Origin of the sequence: Labilithrix sp. (assembly GCA_019637155.1) — a bacterium.
In the GTDB taxonomy this organism is placed as follows: domain Bacteria; phylum Myxococcota_A; class Polyangia; order Polyangiales; family Polyangiaceae; genus Labilithrix.
The window spans coordinates 670,021-686,466 of the sequence record JAHBWE010000001.1 but is presented as its reverse complement, the minus strand read 5'-3'; the positions used below and the strand labels follow the sequence as shown (position 1 = coordinate 686,466).

Annotated in this window: 16 protein-coding genes; 9 read left to right on the top strand and 7 right to left on the bottom strand. The window is 70.5% G+C overall.

Features of this window, described 5'->3' with window-relative positions; translation table 11 throughout:
* Positions 1-101: 101 nt before the first annotated feature.
* On the bottom strand, positions 102-1,472 hold the full coding sequence (locus KF837_02950; GenBank protein MBX3226238.1) for a hypothetical protein: 1,371 nt from the start codon (positions 1,470-1,472) through the stop codon (positions 102-104).
* A gap of 300 nt (positions 1,473-1,772) precedes the next feature.
* Here KF837_02950 and bla point away from each other — a divergent pair, with 300 nt between their 5' ends.
* Positions 1,773-2,759, top strand: a complete 987-nt coding sequence (gene bla / locus KF837_02945) for a class A beta-lactamase (GenBank protein MBX3226237.1) — start codon at positions 1,773-1,775, stop codon at positions 2,757-2,759.
* Positions 2,760-2,901: 142 nt separating this feature from the next.
* Here the strand turns inward: bla and KF837_02940 are convergent, their stop codons facing one another.
* A complete protein-coding gene (locus KF837_02940) occupies positions 2,902-3,756 on the bottom strand; it encodes a M23 family metallopeptidase (GenBank protein MBX3226236.1) in 855 nt (284 codons plus the stop codon).
* A 247-nt stretch (positions 3,757-4,003) separates the two neighbouring features.
* Here KF837_02940 and KF837_02935 point away from each other — a divergent pair, with 247 nt between their 5' ends.
* Positions 4,004-4,912 carry a hypothetical protein gene (locus tag KF837_02935; GenBank protein MBX3226235.1) on the top strand — a complete coding sequence of 303 codons (909 nt, stop codon included), beginning with the start codon at positions 4,004-4,006 and terminating at the stop codon, positions 4,910-4,912.
* 23 nt (positions 4,913-4,935) lie between these two features.
* Here KF837_02935 and KF837_02930 read toward each other — a convergent pair whose 3' ends face one another.
* Positions 4,936-5,697, bottom strand: coding sequence for a hypothetical protein (locus tag KF837_02930; GenBank protein MBX3226234.1), 762 nt, complete (start codon positions 5,695-5,697; stop codon positions 4,936-4,938).
* Positions 5,698-5,950: 253 nt separating this feature from the next.
* Here KF837_02930 and KF837_02925 point away from each other — a divergent pair, with 253 nt between their 5' ends.
* Genes KF837_02925 through KF837_02915 form a run of 3 tightly spaced genes read left to right on the top strand, consistent with a single transcriptional unit; the run spans position 5,951 to position 9,044 of the window.
* Entirely contained in the window at positions 5,951-7,408 is a 1,458-nt protein-coding gene (locus tag KF837_02925; protein MBX3226233.1) for a hypothetical protein, read from the top strand.
* Positions 7,409-7,410: 2 nt separating this feature from the next.
* The gene (locus KF837_02920) at positions 7,411-8,214 is read left to right on the top strand and encodes a hypothetical protein (GenBank protein ID MBX3226232.1); all 804 of its coding nucleotides are present in this window, start codon (positions 7,411-7,413) and stop codon (positions 8,212-8,214) included.
* Positions 8,214-9,044: a hypothetical protein gene (locus KF837_02915; GenBank protein ID MBX3226231.1), complete on the top strand. Its 831-nt coding sequence runs from the start codon at positions 8,214-8,216 to the stop codon at positions 9,042-9,044. The genes KF837_02920 and KF837_02915 overlap by 1 nt, the downstream gene beginning before the upstream one ends.
* A 9-nt stretch (positions 9,045-9,053) precedes the next feature.
* On the opposite strand, the gene KF837_02910 is transcribed toward KF837_02915, so the two are convergent.
* Positions 9,054-11,312 carry a hypothetical protein gene (locus KF837_02910; protein ID MBX3226230.1) on the bottom strand — a complete coding sequence of 753 codons (2,259 nt, stop codon included), beginning with the start codon at positions 11,310-11,312 and terminating at the stop codon, positions 9,054-9,056.
* Between the two features lie 73 nt (positions 11,313-11,385).
* On the opposite strand from KF837_02910, the gene yedA reads away from it, so the two are divergent.
* Complete coding sequence (yedA, locus tag KF837_02905; protein ID MBX3226229.1) at positions 11,386-12,225, top strand: drug/metabolite exporter YedA; 840 nt, start codon at positions 11,386-11,388, stop codon at positions 12,223-12,225.
* Positions 12,226-12,257: 32 nt separating this feature from the next.
* Here yedA and KF837_02900 read toward each other — a convergent pair whose 3' ends face one another.
* Both KF837_02900 and KF837_02895 read right to left on the bottom strand, forming a co-directional pair.
* Positions 12,258-12,833 carry a hypothetical protein gene (locus KF837_02900; protein MBX3226228.1) on the bottom strand — a complete coding sequence of 192 codons (576 nt, stop codon included), beginning with the start codon at positions 12,831-12,833 and terminating at the stop codon, positions 12,258-12,260.
* A gap of 129 nt (positions 12,834-12,962) precedes the next feature.
* Positions 12,963-13,754 carry a hypothetical protein gene (locus KF837_02895; GenBank protein MBX3226227.1) on the bottom strand — a complete coding sequence of 264 codons (792 nt, stop codon included), beginning with the start codon at positions 13,752-13,754 and terminating at the stop codon, positions 12,963-12,965.
* 142 nt (positions 13,755-13,896) lie between these two features.
* On the opposite strand from KF837_02895, the gene KF837_02890 reads away from it, so the two are divergent.
* The 3 genes from KF837_02890 to KF837_02880 are packed head-to-tail and all read left to right on the top strand — an operon-like array spanning position 13,897 to position 15,860.
* Entirely contained in the window at positions 13,897-14,373 is a 477-nt protein-coding gene (locus KF837_02890) for a pyridoxamine 5'-phosphate oxidase family protein (protein ID MBX3226226.1), read from the top strand.
* Positions 14,374-14,385: 12 nt separating this feature from the next.
* On the top strand, positions 14,386-15,009 hold the full coding sequence (locus KF837_02885; protein ID MBX3226225.1) for an adenylate/guanylate cyclase domain-containing protein: 624 nt from the start codon (positions 14,386-14,388) through the stop codon (positions 15,007-15,009).
* A gap of 2 nt (positions 15,010-15,011) precedes the next feature.
* Positions 15,012-15,860, top strand: coding sequence for a sterol desaturase family protein (locus KF837_02880; GenBank protein ID MBX3226224.1), 849 nt, complete (start codon positions 15,012-15,014; stop codon positions 15,858-15,860).
* Here KF837_02880 and KF837_02875 read toward each other — a convergent pair.
* Positions 15,853-16,404, bottom strand: coding sequence for a hypothetical protein (locus KF837_02875; GenBank protein ID MBX3226223.1), 552 nt, complete (start codon positions 16,402-16,404; stop codon positions 15,853-15,855). The two genes, KF837_02880 and KF837_02875, sit on opposite strands and share 8 nt — an antisense overlap.
* Positions 16,405-16,446 lie beyond the last annotated feature (42 nt).

The following is a 16,446-nucleotide window of genomic DNA, read 5'->3' as shown; positions in this document are numbered from 1 at the left end:
GGTCTGCTCGGCGCTGGAACGCCGAGATGGACCAGGATCGCCGCGCTCGAGGACGGACGGATCGCACGTGACGCTGCGCGCGGGCTCTTCCCCGCCAGCGGCTACGCCGACGACGTGATCAGCTCGTCACGACCCCGGCCGAGCTGCCGGCGAAGCCGGCTTCGTTCAACCGTCGGATCGCAGACGGCCGTCTCGCATGGGCCAGGAGACGTGCACGTGACCGGAGTACCGCCCGTACACGCGCCATTCGCGCAGAACGCCGCGACGCAACGGTCGCCGCTATCGCACGGCTGGCCGTCCGGCGCAGGTGGATTCGAGCACGTTCCCGTCGACGGATCGCAGGTGCCCGCGACGCGGCATGGATCGAGCGGAGCGCAGATGACGGGATCTCCACCGACGCACGTGCCGCCTTGGCACGTATCCGTGAGCGTGCACGGATTGTCGTCGTTGCAAGCGGTTCCATTCGACACAGGCGTGTGCTCACAGGAGCCGGACGAGCACGCGTCGGTCGTGCAGGGATTGTTGTCGTCGCACGAGTCGCACGTCCCCGAGGAGAAGCCGTCCTCGAAGGTCACGCGCGCGTCGAGGTTGACCAAGACGTCGCGCGCGAAGAGAGCACCGGTCGCGTTCGTGCGATGCCCCGTCTGCAGTGTCCCGTTCGGCACGAGCACGAGCGCGCGGACGACCGTGTCGTTTCCGAGCACGGCCGCACGCGGCGTCGCGTTCAGCGCTCCCGAGGCGCCGTTCTGGCCGTGGACCTCGAGCCGCATGTCCTTCGCCGTGAGCGAAATCCCGCTCGGGACGATGCGTGCGCGATCGCCCGTCGCGAGGCGGCCCGCTATGCGAACCGTCGACGACGCGAGGGCCTGAAGCCTGGCGTCGTTGCCGAGCATGAGCGACGCGAAGTCATACGTGCCGCCGCCGAGGTTGAGGGTACCGTTCACCGTTACCGCGGCGTACGCGCCGGCCGCCAGCGTCTGCGTTTGTCCCGAGGGAACCGTTCGGGGCGTGCTCCCTGGGATCGCCGCAGCGGCCTCTGGAAATGCGGGCATCGGCGGGAGCGGATACTGCTGCGCGAACACACCAAACTGGTTGGTGATGTGTGTCGCCTCGACGTCCCCCACGGTCGCGCGGTCCTTGAGCAAGACACGCTCCGCGAGGAGATCGCGGCTCGTATCGACGCGCGAGTCCGCGGCAAGGGCGGCCTGGTAGCCGTTCACGAGGAAGGGCCCGCCTGCAGAGAGCTTGACGCCCACGTGACCGCCGGCGACGACCACGCGATCCATGAGCGCCACCGAGTTCGACGCATAGACGGCGAACTGCGAGATCTCCGGTGTGGTCACGAGCGCCGTGCGGGCGCTCGCGACCAGCGGCGACGCGTTCGTAGTGGCCGACTCGTCCCGCTCCGGACCGCACGCCACGAAGAGCCCAAGCACGACGAACGGCCACACCCCACGACGACGCTCGGACATCTTCCCCTCCCGGACCATCTGCGAAAAATCGCAACGACGGCAGGATCGAGAAGTTACTTTATGACCTATGCATCGTAAAGCACGAAAATACCGATACGTAAAAGCACGAGTAATGCGACCACAGCGCCTGTCACGCACCCACCGCTCCGCACCAGCATGGTGGATACTCTCTGTCCTTTTCATGGCCCGCACGACGTCTTCGCTTCGTTTCGGCGTGATCGCGTGGGGCGCGGGTGGGTCTTCTCACCTGGGGCGTCTCACGGGGGAATCGGGTACGTGGGGGCGGCGTTGAGCGCTCCCATGCTTGCAACATGCACGCGACGGCGGCTCCTTGCGGGTGCGGTTGCCCTTCTTGCTTCGGCTGGCTGCGCGCCGGCCGCGCGGGGAGGGGCGTGCGCGCCGCGGCGTGAGCCGATCGGGCGCGGAAGGGCTGTCGCGGCGGGCGCGACGATGCCGCGACGAGCGGAGGAGCACGTCGCGAGCAGCGCGATCGCGAGCAGCGCGATCGCGAGCGGCGCGATCGCGGAGGTGGAGCGGCGGGTCGGTGGGCGGGTTGGGGTGTTCGCGATCGATACTGCGAGCGGGCGCGCGATCGCGCATCGGGACGATGAGCGGTTCGCGATGTGCTCGACGTTCAAGTGGGTGCTCGCGGCGCTGATGCTCGAGCGCGTCGATCGAGGTGCGCTCGACCTCGGCGAGCGCCTCGCTTACGGCGATGGCGAGCTGCTCGAGCACTCGCCGGTGACGCGGGAGCATGTCCGCGACGGAGGCATGAGCGTCGAGGCCCTCGCGGAGGCGGCGGTCACGGTGAGCGACAACGCCGCCGCGAACCTCCTGCTCGCGCGGCTCGGCGGCCCCGCCGCGCTCACGAGCTTCGCGCGCGCGCACGGCGACGAGGTCACGCGGCTCGATCGCACGGAGCCCTCCTTGAACGAGAACGCGCCGGGCGATCCGCGCGACACGACCTCGCCCCGCGCGATGGCGGGGCTCATGCGCGCGCTCCTCTGCGGCGAGGCGCTCACGACCACGAGCCGCGAGCGACTGCTCGGCTGGCTCCGCGCATCGACGACAGGCAAAGACCGCCTCCGCGCCGGCTTCCCCGCCGACTGGAGCGCGGCCGCCGGCGACAAGACCGGGACCGGCCCCCGCGGCGCGACGAACGACGTCGCGATCGTATCGCCGCCGGGACGCGCACCGATCCTCGTCACCGCCTACCTCAGCGACGGCCACGCGGACGCCACCGCGCTCGCCGACATCGGCCGCATCGCCGCCACGCACTTCGCGTAGCGACATAGCGACCGACCCGCGGACGCCACCGCGCGGCGAGACCGGCCGCGTCATCGCGTAGCGACCGGCATGCGGACGCAGCGGTCGCCGAGATTGGCCGCGGCGTCGCCGCGCGCGGAGCGGCCTTGGCGTGGCGTGCGCGCTAGGGGCACTCCGTCGTGATGTTGCCCGTTTGATCGCCCTTCAAGAAGATGCCGCTCACGAAGCCGACGGCGCCGTCGGCGTCGATCTTTACCCAGCGGTCGTGCTCGTAGCCGTTCGAGGAGACCGTGTCGCCGGTCGTCCAGCAGACCGCCGGGTAGCTCTTCTTCGCCGTCGCTTTGCCGATGACGTCTGCGTCCGTCTCTGCCGAGGCGCGGACGTCGGTCGTCTTCCAGACGTCGACCGTGACGCCGTCGTTCTCGTCGTCGCCGTCGGCGCCGTCGTCCTTTGCGCCCGGCGGGGCGACGTCGTCGTCCGTGAGCGTCGCGCCGCTCGGCTTGCAAGGCAACGAGACGCCGCGCGCCTTGAGGTACTCGGTCGGGCTGATGCCGTTGCCGGAGCCCGTCTTGTTGGCGCTGCGGTACGTGCGGAGATGGAGATGCGGACCCGTCGAACGACCCTCGGACCCCATGAGCGCGATGCGCTGCCCCGCCTTCACGCGAACGCCGACCTTCACGTCGCGCCGGTACATGTGGCCGTACTCCGTCATGCTGCCGTCGTCGTGCTTGATGCGGATCCACTGGCCATAACCCTGCGCCGGACCCGACGCCGTGACCACGCCGGCCGCGACCGCGAAGATCGGCGTCCCCTTCGCGTTCGCGAGATCGACGCCGTCGTGACCCTTCTTGAAGCCCTGCGACATGCGCCCGTCGGTCGGGCACGCGCCGCCGGCCGCGGAGACGATGCTGCTCTCGGTCGAGCCTTGCTCCTCCTCCTCTTCTTCGAGCGGTACAGCACAGCCGATCGGCGCGAGGACGGTGAGGCAGACGAGCAGCAGAAGGAGCCAGTTCTTCATCGCACTTACGGCGATGTGGAGCACGCTGTATGCCGCATATCTGAATCTGAAAGAGCCTCGTTTCGGCCGTATTTTCCGGCTTCAGAATACGAATTGCGCAATCGCCTCCGGCGCGTGCCCGAGCCGGCGGTCCACGATCCGCGCGATCGGACTGGTGTCTTCCAGGACTGGTGTCTTCCAGAAGAGACGCGCGCCGCGCGATCGTGCGCGCACGATCCAGGACCCATCGCTGCTAGGCTCGCCGCCCATGCGTCGCGCGGTCCCCTTCGCTCTCGTCTTCACCCTCGGTGTGGCCTGTCACCTGCCAAGCACCAGCACCTCCGCGCAGACGCAGCCACCACCGCAGCAGCCGTACCCGTACTACTACCCGCCGCAACAGCAGCCGCAGCCCTATCCGTCGTACCCGCAACCCGGCTACCAACCCGCGCCCGCGCCCGCACCGGCCCCCGCGCCTGCGCCGGCACCCGCGCCCGCGCCGGCACCCGCGCCTGCGCCTGCGCCTGCGCCGGCACCCGCGCCTTCGCAGCAGCCGGGCCAACCCTACAACCCGTGGCTCACGCTGCTGAACGATCTCCTGAAAGGCGGCGCCCCGCCGTTGCCGTGGCCCGTCCCTCCGCAGCCCCAGCCGCAACCGCAACCCCAGCCGCAACCGCAACCGCCGTCCGGGATCGACGCGCGCGGGCTCGAGCTCGCGAACGCGATCAACACGTACCGCGGCCAGAACGGCCTCCCGCCGATCCCGATCTCGAAGTCGCTGTCGAAGGTCGCCGCCGCGCACGTGAACGATCTCCGGTCGTCGCCGCGCGTCTCGCCCGCGTGCAACGGACATAGTTGGACCTCCAACGGTCCGTGGACCCCGTGCTGCTACACCGCCGACCACGCCCAGGCGAAATGCATGTGGTACAAGCCGCAGGAGATCGCGGGCTTCAAGGGGACCGGCTTCGAGATCACGATCGGCCAGCCGGGCGAGATCAGCGCGGGCCTCGTCCTCGACTCGAGGCAGGCGATCTCGATCTGGCAGAGCAGCGCGCTCCACAACGACGTCATCCTCAACAAGGGGTCGTGGACGTCGATGACGTGGCGCGCGATGGGCGCAGGCATGATCGACAGCCACGCGAGCGCGTGGTTCTCCGATCAGGCCGACACCGCGCCCTGAACCAGAGCCGAATCAGAGCCGAATCAGAACGACCAGCCCGCGGAGAGGAGGAGCCGCGGCAGCACGTGCGGCGCGGTCACGTTCACGTTCGGCGCGCCCGGCGGCGGCGTCGCGGACCTCGGCGGATCGTAGGCGAGGTACATCGCGCCGATGCCGCCGCCGACGGTGAAGCCCCAGCTCGTCTGCACCTGCACGCCGACGTCGAGCGCGCCGCCGAACGCGTGGAACGACACGACCTCGGAGCGGAAGTCCGGCGTGAGCCGCGGCAGCGCGAGCGGCATCGCCACGCCCGAGACGCCGGCGAAGAACCCGTGCGCGCCGCGATCGCCGGAGTAGACGCGGTAGCCGAGCTCGCCGCCGAACCTCGCGTCGGCGCCGCGGCTCACGTCGACCACCGAAGGCATCAGCACCTCCAGCATCCGCGGCGTGAAGGTCTGGTAGAACGCCGTCCCCACGATCGCGTGATGCCGGAACGGCAGCACTTCGACGTTGACGCCGTAACGACCGGCGATGATCGGCAGCGGATTGATCCCCACCGTGAAACGACGGAGCGGATCGGGCGGCGGTGCGATCACCTTGTCCGTATCGTGCGCCACGAGCACCGGTGCCTGTACAGGTGCAGGTGCAGGCTCTACAGGTGCAGGCGGCGCGACGGGCGTGACCTTCTTCGTCGCAGGCTTCGGCTTCGTCGTGCGCGCGCGCGGACGATGACGCGGCGCCGCCGCGACCGTGCTCACCAGCGTCAGCGTCGCGAAGAGCATGCCGAAGAGCATCGCCGCGCGCACATCGTGACTCGTTACAAGTCGCGTGCCGCCGCGCGCTCGCTCGGGAAATCACGCGTTCTCGTCGTTCGCGTCGCGCGCCTGGATCGCCGATGGCTCGAATGTGTCCGCTTGTCCTTCGAGGTGGGTGTCGGACATGACCTCGAGATTTCGGTGCAACAGGTGAGCACCGGCACGTGTCTTCTTCGCGATGATGAGAAGCGACGGGCACGGGGTCGCGATGTACGATGCGCAACGTCCCCCACGAGGCAACAGCATGGACGCGATTTACGGCATGACGATGGAGATGCTCGCCGAGACGATGAGCAAGCACGGCGAGCTCCGCGCGCAGTTCGGCGAGCAGCAAGGGATGGTCGAGTTCGACCGCTGGCTCGGCGGCAAGGGCTTCAACCAGCACACCTGGTCGATGGCCCACAACGCGTGGCACGACCGCTTCAAGGCCGACCCGACCGGACGCCAAGAAGCGCAGTTTCACATGATGCTGCAGCAGCTCACGGCGAAGGCGCACTTCGGGGACGTGCGCGACATGAGCCAGGACAAGGAAGAGGGCATCACCCTCGACCAGTACGCGCAGATCACGGTCGCCGTGAGCCGGCAGGGCGCGGACGTCGATCAGATCGTGAAGGGCTTCGGCCTCCAGGACGCCGCCCACTGGCAGCGCGCCAACGCCGCGTGGTCCGCCAAGATGGGGCAGGACACGACCCACAAGCTCACGATGCAGTTCGGGCAACTCTACCAGAAGTACGCGGGCCCCTCGTTTCAGCAAGAGATGGTGGACCAGACCGCGGGCTTCCTCGCGGAGGCGAACAAGCCGCGCGACGTCGTCGACGAGCCCGAAGAGGAGCTCACCCCCGACCTGTGTCTCCAGAAGATGCAGTCGCCGAGCCGCAACGAGCGCTGGAAGTACGCGCGGCACTACGCGCACATGGCCGACCTCGGCAACGTGCCCGACAAGGCCGCCGCGATCGCGACGGTGACGCCGATCCTCATCGACATGATCGAGCAGCACGACGAGCACACGACGAGCGACGCCGAGGACGGCGCGCGCAAGCTCTGGGACCTCGGCGTCCGCCACGACGACTTCCGGGGCGCGATCGGCCGCTGCCTCAACCGCGCCGAAGAGAAGCTCACCTCGCTCCAGGCGGCGTTCGCGCCGATTCAGAATCAGGCGGTGCCCGAGCGCATCACGCTGCAAACCCGTATTCAGGATTACCAATCGCTCATCGGCACGATGCGCGATTACATGAACGAGGACTGGAGCTCCGGCGGCGGCGGCGAGGTCCCCTCCCCGTTCGGGGCGCCTGCCCCCGCGCAGGCGCCGGGCGGCTGGGGCGGCATGCAGAGCTCGCCGGGCGGCTCCGGCCCCGTCGGCTTCCCGTCGATGCCGGGGATGTCGGCGATGCCGGGGCTCCCGAAGATGGGCGGCGGATTCCCGAAATGGATCATCGCGCCGATCGTCATCGTGCTCGTCGTCGGAGGCATCGCGGTGTCGAGGGGCCGCGCGATGCTGAACAGCGCCAAGCACGAGAAGGCCGTCGCGAGCGCCGCGGCTCAGGCGTCCGCGCCCGCGGCGGTCGCCGCGAAGACGCCCGAGAAACAGGAAGAGAAGCCGGTCGAGAAGGCGGCGGACAAGGCCGAGGAGCCCGCGGCCGAAGCGCCCGCGCCCGTCGCGGCACCGAAGGCCAAGGCCGGGAAAAAGAAGAAGAAGAAGTAACGATGAATTGTCCCCACTGCGGCGCGCCGCCTCCGCCGGGGTTCGTCCCCCCGCCCGGTCAATTTTCGTACACGTGCCAGTACTGCCGGCAGACGTCGATGCAGGGACAGGCCGCCGCGCCGCAACCGCAACCGCCGACGACGGGACCGATCTACATCGTCATGGGTCATCACGGCCACGACGACGACGACGACGATCATCACCCGCACCATCAGTACCAGCAGCAGTACCACTCCGCCGTCGCGCACGCGGCCGCGGCGCGGAGCATGTCGTGGATCGTCTGGCTGATCGTCGTCCTCGTCGTGAGCCTCGGCGGAAGCGGCGCCGCGATCATGCGCTGCACGAAGCACAGCACGGTGCTCTCGAGCCTCGTGTGGGACGGGTCCGAGCCGCTCCACTGCAGCGGCAACGAGAAGATCTCGGTGAGCGGCGTGACTGCCAACTTCAACGCCGGAGTGGCCATTTCGGCGGGCGGCAATTGCCAAGTTCGTTGTACGAACTGCACCATCACCGCGCCCACCGCGATCGAGGCCGGCGGCAACGCCGAGGTCATCATCATCAACGGAACGATCACGGGCACCGCCTTCCTCGCCGAGGCGAGCGGCAACGCGCGCGTGAACATCTCCGGCAACGTCACCGCGTCGGGCGAGGTGAAGAAGTCCGCGAACGCGAAGGTCTCCGCGCCGACGCCGCCCGCCGCCACGCCGGCGGCGCCCACGACGCCGACGCCCGCCCCGACGCCGAGCCCCCCCGCCGCAAAGGCCGCGAAGCCCGTCGCGAGGCCCGCCCCGAAGCCGAAGCGGTGATGACGAGACGCGTCGCGGTCCTCTCCCTCGCCTTCCTCGCGGCCTGCACGCACGCCCAAGCCGCGCCGCCGCCGCCACGCCCCGCGCCGCCACAACGCCCCGCCGCGCCCGCGCCCGCGCCGCCGCGTGACGATCCGCACCGCGTGCACGTCGAGGCACGCGCGCGCGCCGCGCGGTTCGCGGAGGCGGGGGACTTCGAGAGCGCCGCGAGCGCGATCGTGTCGATCATGCCGGCGCTCGCGAAGCACCCCGAGCTCCCCGACGAGTTCTGGGCTCACAACGCGATGATGATGATCCGCGTCGCGCAGGGCGATCCCGCCGCCGCGCTCGCGGAGAACGATCAGGCGACGCTCTGCGCCGCGCGTGGCACGTGGGACCCGGAGGGCCGCGCCGAGCTCGCGCTCCAGAAGGACCGCTGGCATCGCGCCTACCTGACGCGCATGCTCGCCGAGTCGCGCAGCGGATCGACGAAGACGGCGCTCGTGCAATACGCGGAGGCGGCGCTCGCCGAGTACCGGCCGATCGGGTACCCGGACTCGATCGCGATCCTCGACGCCTACTTCGCCGCGCTCGACGGCAAGAAGGACGAAGCGCTCGCCGCGGCCCGCCGCGTCGACGCGACCAAGAACGACGACATCGAGGACCTCTACCTCGTCGTCGTCGGCCTCGAGGCGGGCGGCGATCGCGACGGCGCGGAGGCGGTCCGCAAGGTGATGCGGAAGACGCCGGCGGGGAGCGTCGCGCGTCCGATCATGCTCCGCTGGCTCGAGATCGACGCGCGCGCGCCGAAGCCGGGCGACTTCTCGCCCTGGCGCGCGCAGACCCGCTGAGCCGCGCGGCTACTTCTTCCCCGCCAGCGTGTCGAGGCGTCGGCGCGTCGCGAACCTGGCGTCGCTGAGCCAGAGGCGGCACACCGCGCGCGCGGTGAAGACGTAGCCGAGCGCGGTCGTGCTGAGCCCGAGACCGATCTGGTTGTCGTTCTGGCATCGCAGCGGGAAACCGGGAGCGAACTCCTGCGGCGGACGCTCGCCGTCGAGCGCGAGCACCTTCTGCGCCCAATCCTTCGCCGCGGCGGCGTTGGGCTCGTTCTCGGCGAGCCAGCGATAGAGGAAGATCGCGGTCTCCTTCATCCCCTGCTCCATCGCCTGCGCCGCGGCGGGCACGGCGTGCGGGCGGAGGTCCGCGAAGGTCGCGCCGCGCGCGAGGCTCACGTTGAGCCAGGCGATGACGTGCGGCTCCCCCGCCGCGCCGCCCTCGGCCGCGCCGTCCCACAGCGTCAGCGCGTCCTGTCCCGCGCGCCGCAACGCGTAGGCGCGGTTGTTGCGGAGTCGCGCGCGCTGCGACGAGAGCATCGTCTCCGCCCGCTCGTAGAGACGCGCGACCTCGTTCCACGACGCGCCCTTGTTCCCCAGCGCCTCGAACATCGCGACGTCGGCGAGGAGCGACTGGCGGAGCCCCTCGCGATCTTCGTCGGTGTCGGGCGGGATCGCGTCGAGCGCGGCGCGCATGGACGGCAGCGCCTTCGTGTCGTTGGCGTCGGCCATCAACGTGAGCACCGTGCCGACGCGCTCGAGCGCGACGTCGACGTCGCGCGGCGGCGAGCCGTACCCGGCGTCGTCGAGCGCGAGCGCGAGGCCGCGCGCGGGCTCGGGATGGCGCGCGGCGTACACGAGCGCGATGCGCATCAGATCGACGTTGGCCGGCAGCCGCTTGCGCAGCGCGGCGATCTCCGTCGCTCCGTCGCGCATGACGCGGTCCATCTTCTTCGCGCGCTCCTTCTCCGTGAGGGAGAGGAGATCGCGGACGCGGTTCGCGGCGTGAACGACGCCGGCCGCGCTGTCGGCGTCGAGCTTGGCGAACCGCTCGAGCGACGCGTCGACCGGCGCCATCGCCGCGACGAGCTCGCTCGGCTTCGAGCTCTCGCTCAGCTTCGCGGTCGCGGTCGCGATCTCCATGCCCGCGAACGCGAGATCGAGCTGCGCGTCGTCGAGCGAAGGCGCCGTGATCGGCACCGCCTTGAGGACGGCATGACCGTCGCTCGCCGCCTCGATCAGGCCCTTCGTCACGAAGCCGCGGCGGAACGCGCGATGAGCGAGCCGCGCGCGGACGCGTCCGTCGCCAGGCGCCGCGCGCTCGAGCGCGTCGAGCTCCGCGTCGGCGTCCTTCGTGCGCGCGAGGTCGTCGAGGAGCGTGTAGCGCTCGAGGCGCGTCGCGACGTCGTCGCCGCGGAGCGTCGCCAGCCGCTCCACCGCCGCGCGCTTCCGCTCCGCCCGCGCGACGCGGGCGAGGAGCGGACGCTTGGCGCCGTCCACCTTCTCGATCGCGGCGCGCGCGGCGGCGACGTCGGCGTCGAACGTCGCGCGCGCGCCGTTCTGGGCGTGGAGCTCCGCGATCCGCGTGAGGTCCTCCGCGTCGAGCACCGGCTTCAAGCGGCGGTACTCCGCGATCATGCTCTCGAAGCTGCTGGCCTCGTCGGCGTTGCGGAGGAGCTGCCACAGCACCGCGACGACGGCGGGCCGCGGCGCGCCGGCGCGGAGCACGCGCGCGGCGTGGAGCATCGCGTGCGTCATGAGCTGCGGAGCGAGCGCCTCGTAGCCCTTGAGCATCGCGGCCACCTTCTGCGCCTCGGCGTTCTCGAGCGAGGCCGCGGACGAGCGCAGCATCGCGGCGACCCCTTGCCGGGCCGCGAGCCGCCAGAGCTGCTCGACGAGGAACGCGCTCGCCTCGATCGAGGCGGGCGGCTCCCCCGCCGCCGCGCGCTCCGCGAGGGCGATCGCGAGGAGCGTGTTCGTCACCGTCGTCGCGTAGTCGTCCCGCGACGCCTGCGACGGCGGAGGCACCTTGTCCTCTGCGCGGCGCAAGAGCTCCGCCGACGAGAGCGCCTCCTCTTTCGGCGGGAGCGCGACGCGCAGCTCGAGCGGCATCTGCGGCTCGAGCGGGTTCGCCTCCTTCGGCTCGATGTCGTTCGCGAGCGCGACGAGCGGCGAGACCGGCGCGGGAGGCGCGACCGGCGCCGGCGGGCGGGGCGGAGGGGCCGGCGGCTTCCCGCAGGCTCCGAGGACGACAAAGGACACGAACGCGAGCGCGCGGATCTTCACGGATGCAGTCTACGCCGAAGAACCGCGGTATGAGGGTGCCGTGCAGCCGCGCGAAGAGCGACCGAGTGGAGCGATGCTCGCGCTTGCGCTGTTCGCGGTCTACGTCGTATGGGGCTCGACGTACCTCGCGATGCGGATCGCGATCGAGACCGTGCCGCCGTTCCTCATGGCCGGCCCGCGCTTCCTCCTCGCCGGCTCCGCGATGTACGCGTTCCTCCGCCTGCGCGGGATGAAGGCGCCGACGCGCGCGGAGTGGGGCGCCGCGGCGAAGGTCGGCGTGCTCCTCCTCACGTTCGGGAACGGCGCGGTCGCCGTCGCGGAGCAGTCGGTCTCCTCGGGCGTCGCGGCGGTCATCGTCGCCTCGATGCCGCTCTGGGCGGCCGTGTTCGGGCGGCTCTTCGGCGACGCGCAAGGCCGCCGCGAGTGGATCGGCCTCGCGCTCGGCTTCGCCGGCGTCGTCATCTTGAACCTCGGCGGCGATCTCGCATTCGATCGCCGCGGCCTCGTCTGCCTCCTCGCGCCGATCACGTGGGCGTTCGGCTCGGTCTGGGGCAAGCGCCTGCCGCTCCCGCGAGGCGGGATGGCGACGGCGGCGCAGATGATCTGCGGCGGCGCGGCGATGATCGTGCTCGCGATCGTCACGGGGGAGCGGTTCACGCAGGTGCCTTCGTTGCGCTCGCTCGGCGCGATCGCGTACCTCGCGCTCTTCGGATCGATCGTCGCGTTCACGGCCTATACCTGGCTCCTCCGCCACGCGCGCCCCGCGCTCGCGACGTCGTATGCCTACGTGAACCCGCTCGTGGCGGTGCTCCTCGGGCGCTTCGTCGGCGGCGAGCCGCTCGGCCTCACCGTCCTCGCCGCCGCCGGCGTCAGCATCGCGGGCGTCGCGCTGATCGCCCGGCGCAATTCATAATTCCGCAATTCGCATTTTCGTAACTCGGTATTTCAGCTCGCCATTCGGCGGCCGGCGTCGCGGAAGGCCGCCTCGACCGCGTGGACGACGGCGGTGACGACGCGCTCCGCCTCGTCGATGCGCGCGTCGTTGCATTCGCGCCCCGGCCATTCGAGCGTCACGCGGCCGCGCCGATAGGCAAGTACGACGTCGTCGCGCTGGCGGAAGCCGAGGAACGCGCGGCGCGTGGCGTCGTCGAGGACGCGGGTGGAGAGGCCGGCGGGCTGCTCGCTGACGTCGGGGGTCGCGGCGGGGCGGAGGACGAAGCTGCCGAGGATGCGCCCGCGCGGCCGCGCGCCGAGGCGCGTGCGCGCGTTCGCTTCGACGCCGAGGGCGGTGAGCTCGTAGACGACGTCGTCGTGCGTCCAGCGAACGCCGGGCGAGCTCCGGTTCGGCCACTCGCCGCGCGCGGGGACGTACTCGCGGACGCGGCGCGCGGCGAACGTCTCCCACGTGTCCTCGACGTGACGTCGCTCGCGGCTCGTCATGATCCAGAAGACCACGAAGCCGAGGATGACGAGCGGCGTCAGCGCGGCGAAGAAGAGGCCGCCGAGGAGATCGTAGCCCACGGAGGAAAGACTACTTGGCGGCGCCGAGAATGAAACCGATGCGCCTCCACGAGAATCGTTCGCCCGCGAATGGGATCCGCCCGGCTCCATCAGGCACGACGCAGGCGGAAAGCGCGCCGTCCGCGGACCTCAGCGACGCGGCGGCCCCGGCGGGTTGTACGCCGGCGGCGCGCCGTACCCCGGAGCGGGGCCGGGCCCGAACGCCGGCGGCGCGCCGTACCCCGGAGCGGGGCCGGGCCCGAACGCCGGCTGCTGCGGGTGCTGCGCCGGCGGCGGCCCGAAGCCATGCGGCTGCGGAGGCGCACCGTACCCGGGTTGCGGAGGCGCACCGTACGCGTGCTGCGGAGGCGCACCGTATGCCGGTTGCGGAGGTGCGCCGTACGCGGGCTGGCCGAAGCCGCCGGCGGGCTGCATCATGCCTGCGGGCTGCGGTTGGCCATATCCCATTTGTGGCTGCGGCGGGCCATATCCCATTTGCGGCTGCGGCTGTTGCGGGACCTGGTACGCCGTCTGCGGGCTCGCGCCCGCGTGGTCGTCGATGCCGAGGGTGGCCATGAGCTCGGCGCGACGCTGCGCGGAGCAGCTGCCGAAGATCTTCCCGAAGAGCGGGAACGCCCCGACGGAGAGGCCGGCGACGACGGCGGCCGCGACGCCGCCGATGACCTCGCCGTCGGCGAACGCCGCGATCGCGCCGATCGTCGACCCGATCGCGGACATGAGCGCGCCGCCGCGGAGCCAGCCGCTGACCGCGGCCTTGAAGCTGAACGGGAGCTTCACGCCGCGGTCGTCGCCGAGGAGGAACATCGTCTCGATCGGAACGAGCGGCACGAACATGATGTGGACGAACCTGCACGCCACGTGGCCGACGCCTTCGACGGCGTCCGCATGTCCCCAGAACCGCGTCCCGTAGACGATGATCATGAGCCGAATGGTGCATGGAAGGCCCGACCGCGCCAAGACACGCGAAACGCGCCGCTGCAGATGCGTGGGGACAGGTGGGCCTCGGCCCGCCATCGACTCGTAGCTCATGACGACGAGGTCCTTCCGTTGCTAAGCAGACGCCATGACGCCCGCCGCGCGCTCGCTCGATCTCGTCCGCTCCGCGCAGTGCGCGACGCTCGCCACCCTCGCGCGCGATCCGGCGGGGTACCCGTTCGGATCGCTCGTCGCCGTCGCGGCCGACGCGCGAGGACGCCCGCTCCTCCTCCTCTCGAAGCTCGCCGAGCACACGCAGAACCTCCTCGCGCGCGCGGAGGCCTCGCTCCTCTTCTGCTCGGAGGTCCCCGCCGGTGACGATCCGCTCGCGGCCGGACGCGTCACGGTCCTCGGCCGCTGCGAGCCCGTCCCCGCCGCCGAGCGCGACGACACCCGCGCGCTCTTCCTCGCCCGCCATCCGAACGCGACGGCGTACGTGGACTTCGCGGACTTCGCGTTCTACCGCCTCGAGCCGGAGGCGCTGCGCTGGGTCGGCGGCTTCGGCCGCATGACGTGGGTGACCGCGGACGACTATCGCGCCGCCGCCGCGGCGCCGTCACCGTAGTACGCTCCGCGCATGTACGACGATCGCGATCTGAAAGGATCCGAGGTCCGCCTCTGGAAGATGATCGAGGAGCGCGCGCGTCCGGGCGCCGACGTCGAGCGGATCGACGAGCGCATCTGGGACCTCTTCGGCGAGGAGCGGGCGATCGTCTTCACGGACCTCTCCGGCTTCAGCCGCAAGGTCGCCGAGTTCGGGATCGTCCATTTCCTCCAGATCATCTTCGAGCAGAAGCGCCTCCTCCTCCCGATCGCCGCGCGGAACGACGGAATCCTGATCAAGGTCGAAGCCGACAGCTTCCTCATCGTCTTCAAGCGCGCCGCGGCCGCGGTCCGCGCCGCGATCGACATGCAGCGCGCCTGCCAGCGCCACAACGAGGGGCTGCTCCCCGAAGAGCGGGTGCTCCTCTGCGTGGGGATCGGCTACGGCCACATCCTCCGCATCGGCGACAGCGACGTGTACGGCCAGGAGGTCAACGCCGCCTCGAAGCTCGGCGAGGACACGGCCAAGGCGAACGAGATCCTCGTCACGGCCGCGGTCAAGAACGCCGTCGAGCTCGAGGGAATACGGTTCGAGAAGCTCGACCTCTCGGTCCCCGGCTCGGAAGACAACTACCGCCTCGTCTACGATACGAAGTAGCGATGCTCGATTATCCGGAGCCCACCGTCTACGCGACGCCCTTCTTCATCGCGACGGTCGCGATCGAAGCGGCGCTCCTCGCGCGCTGGAAGCGGGACGGTCGCGACGTCGTCGGCTACGAGAAGCGCGACACGTGGGCGAGCCTCGGCATGGGGATCGGCTCGCTCGTCACGGTGACCGCGATCAACGCCGGCATCTTCTTCCTCGCGACGTGGCTCTGGAGGCACCGCCTCCTCGACCTCGGCACCGGCGCGCTGGGCTGGCTCGTCGCCGTCGTCGGCTGGGACTTTCTTTATTACTGGCATCACCGCGTGGAGCACGAGAGCCGCTTTTTGTGGGCGAGCCACGTGAACCACCACTCGAGCCGCCATTTCAACCTCTCCACCGCGCTGCGCCAGCCCTGGACGCCGTGGACCGGCCTCCTCTTCTTCCCTCCCCTCGCCTTCTTCGGCGTGGCGCCGTGGATGATCATGGTCTCGGCCGGCATCAACCTCATTTACCAATATTGGATCCACACCGAGGCGATCGGCCGAATGCCGCGCTGGTTCGAGGCGGTCTTCAATACCCCGTCCCATCACCGCGTCCATCACGGCTCGAATCCCGAATATCTCGACAAGAACTACGCCGGAATCCTGATCGTCTGGGACCGGCTCTTCGGGACCTTCACGCCCGAAGACGCGCGCGTCATTTACGGACTCACGAAGAACATCGAGACGTTCAACCCATTCCGCATCGCGTTTCACGAATACGCGGCCATCGCGCGCGACGTCCGGGCGGCGCGCACGTGGCGGCGCCGCGCCGGCATCGTCGTACGCGGCCCCGGCTGGAAGCCGAGCGACGACGTCACTTGAAGTCGTCGACCTCCTTCGCCGCGCGCTTCACGTACCCCTCGAGCGTGTCGAGCTGATAATCGGCATAGTCCTTCGCGCGCTTCAGGTCGTCGGCCGCCGCGGCCGAGATCCGGTCGATGCTCGTCTTCGCCTGCACGCGCTGATCGTCCACCGCCTTGAGCGCGTCCCGCGCCTTCGTCGTCGCCTTGGCCCCCGCCCGCGCGACGACGTCGCGGAGCTCGTTCGCGCGAGCGTCCGCCTTCTCGAAGCGCTCGAGCGACTTCGCCTTCGCGACCTCCCGCTCCTCGACGAGCTTCGCGTCGGCTTCCACGCGCTCGCGCGTCGCCTCGGGCTGCCCCGCCGCCGACGCCGTCGTCATGCGCCGTTCGTGCTCGGCCTGGTCCTGCGCCTGATCGCTGCGGCGGTCCGCGGCTTCTTGTTGTGCCTTCCGCTGCGCCTCCGTCTCGGCGTCCCGCGCGTCGGCGGCGTTCTTGTTCGGATCACTCGCGCAAGCCGACACCGCAAGCGCGAGCGCACCGAGGAGGAAAATGGATCGCTTCATCATGCCGCCCGCCAAGCGAGCCACGTGCCATCGCCCAACTCCCGC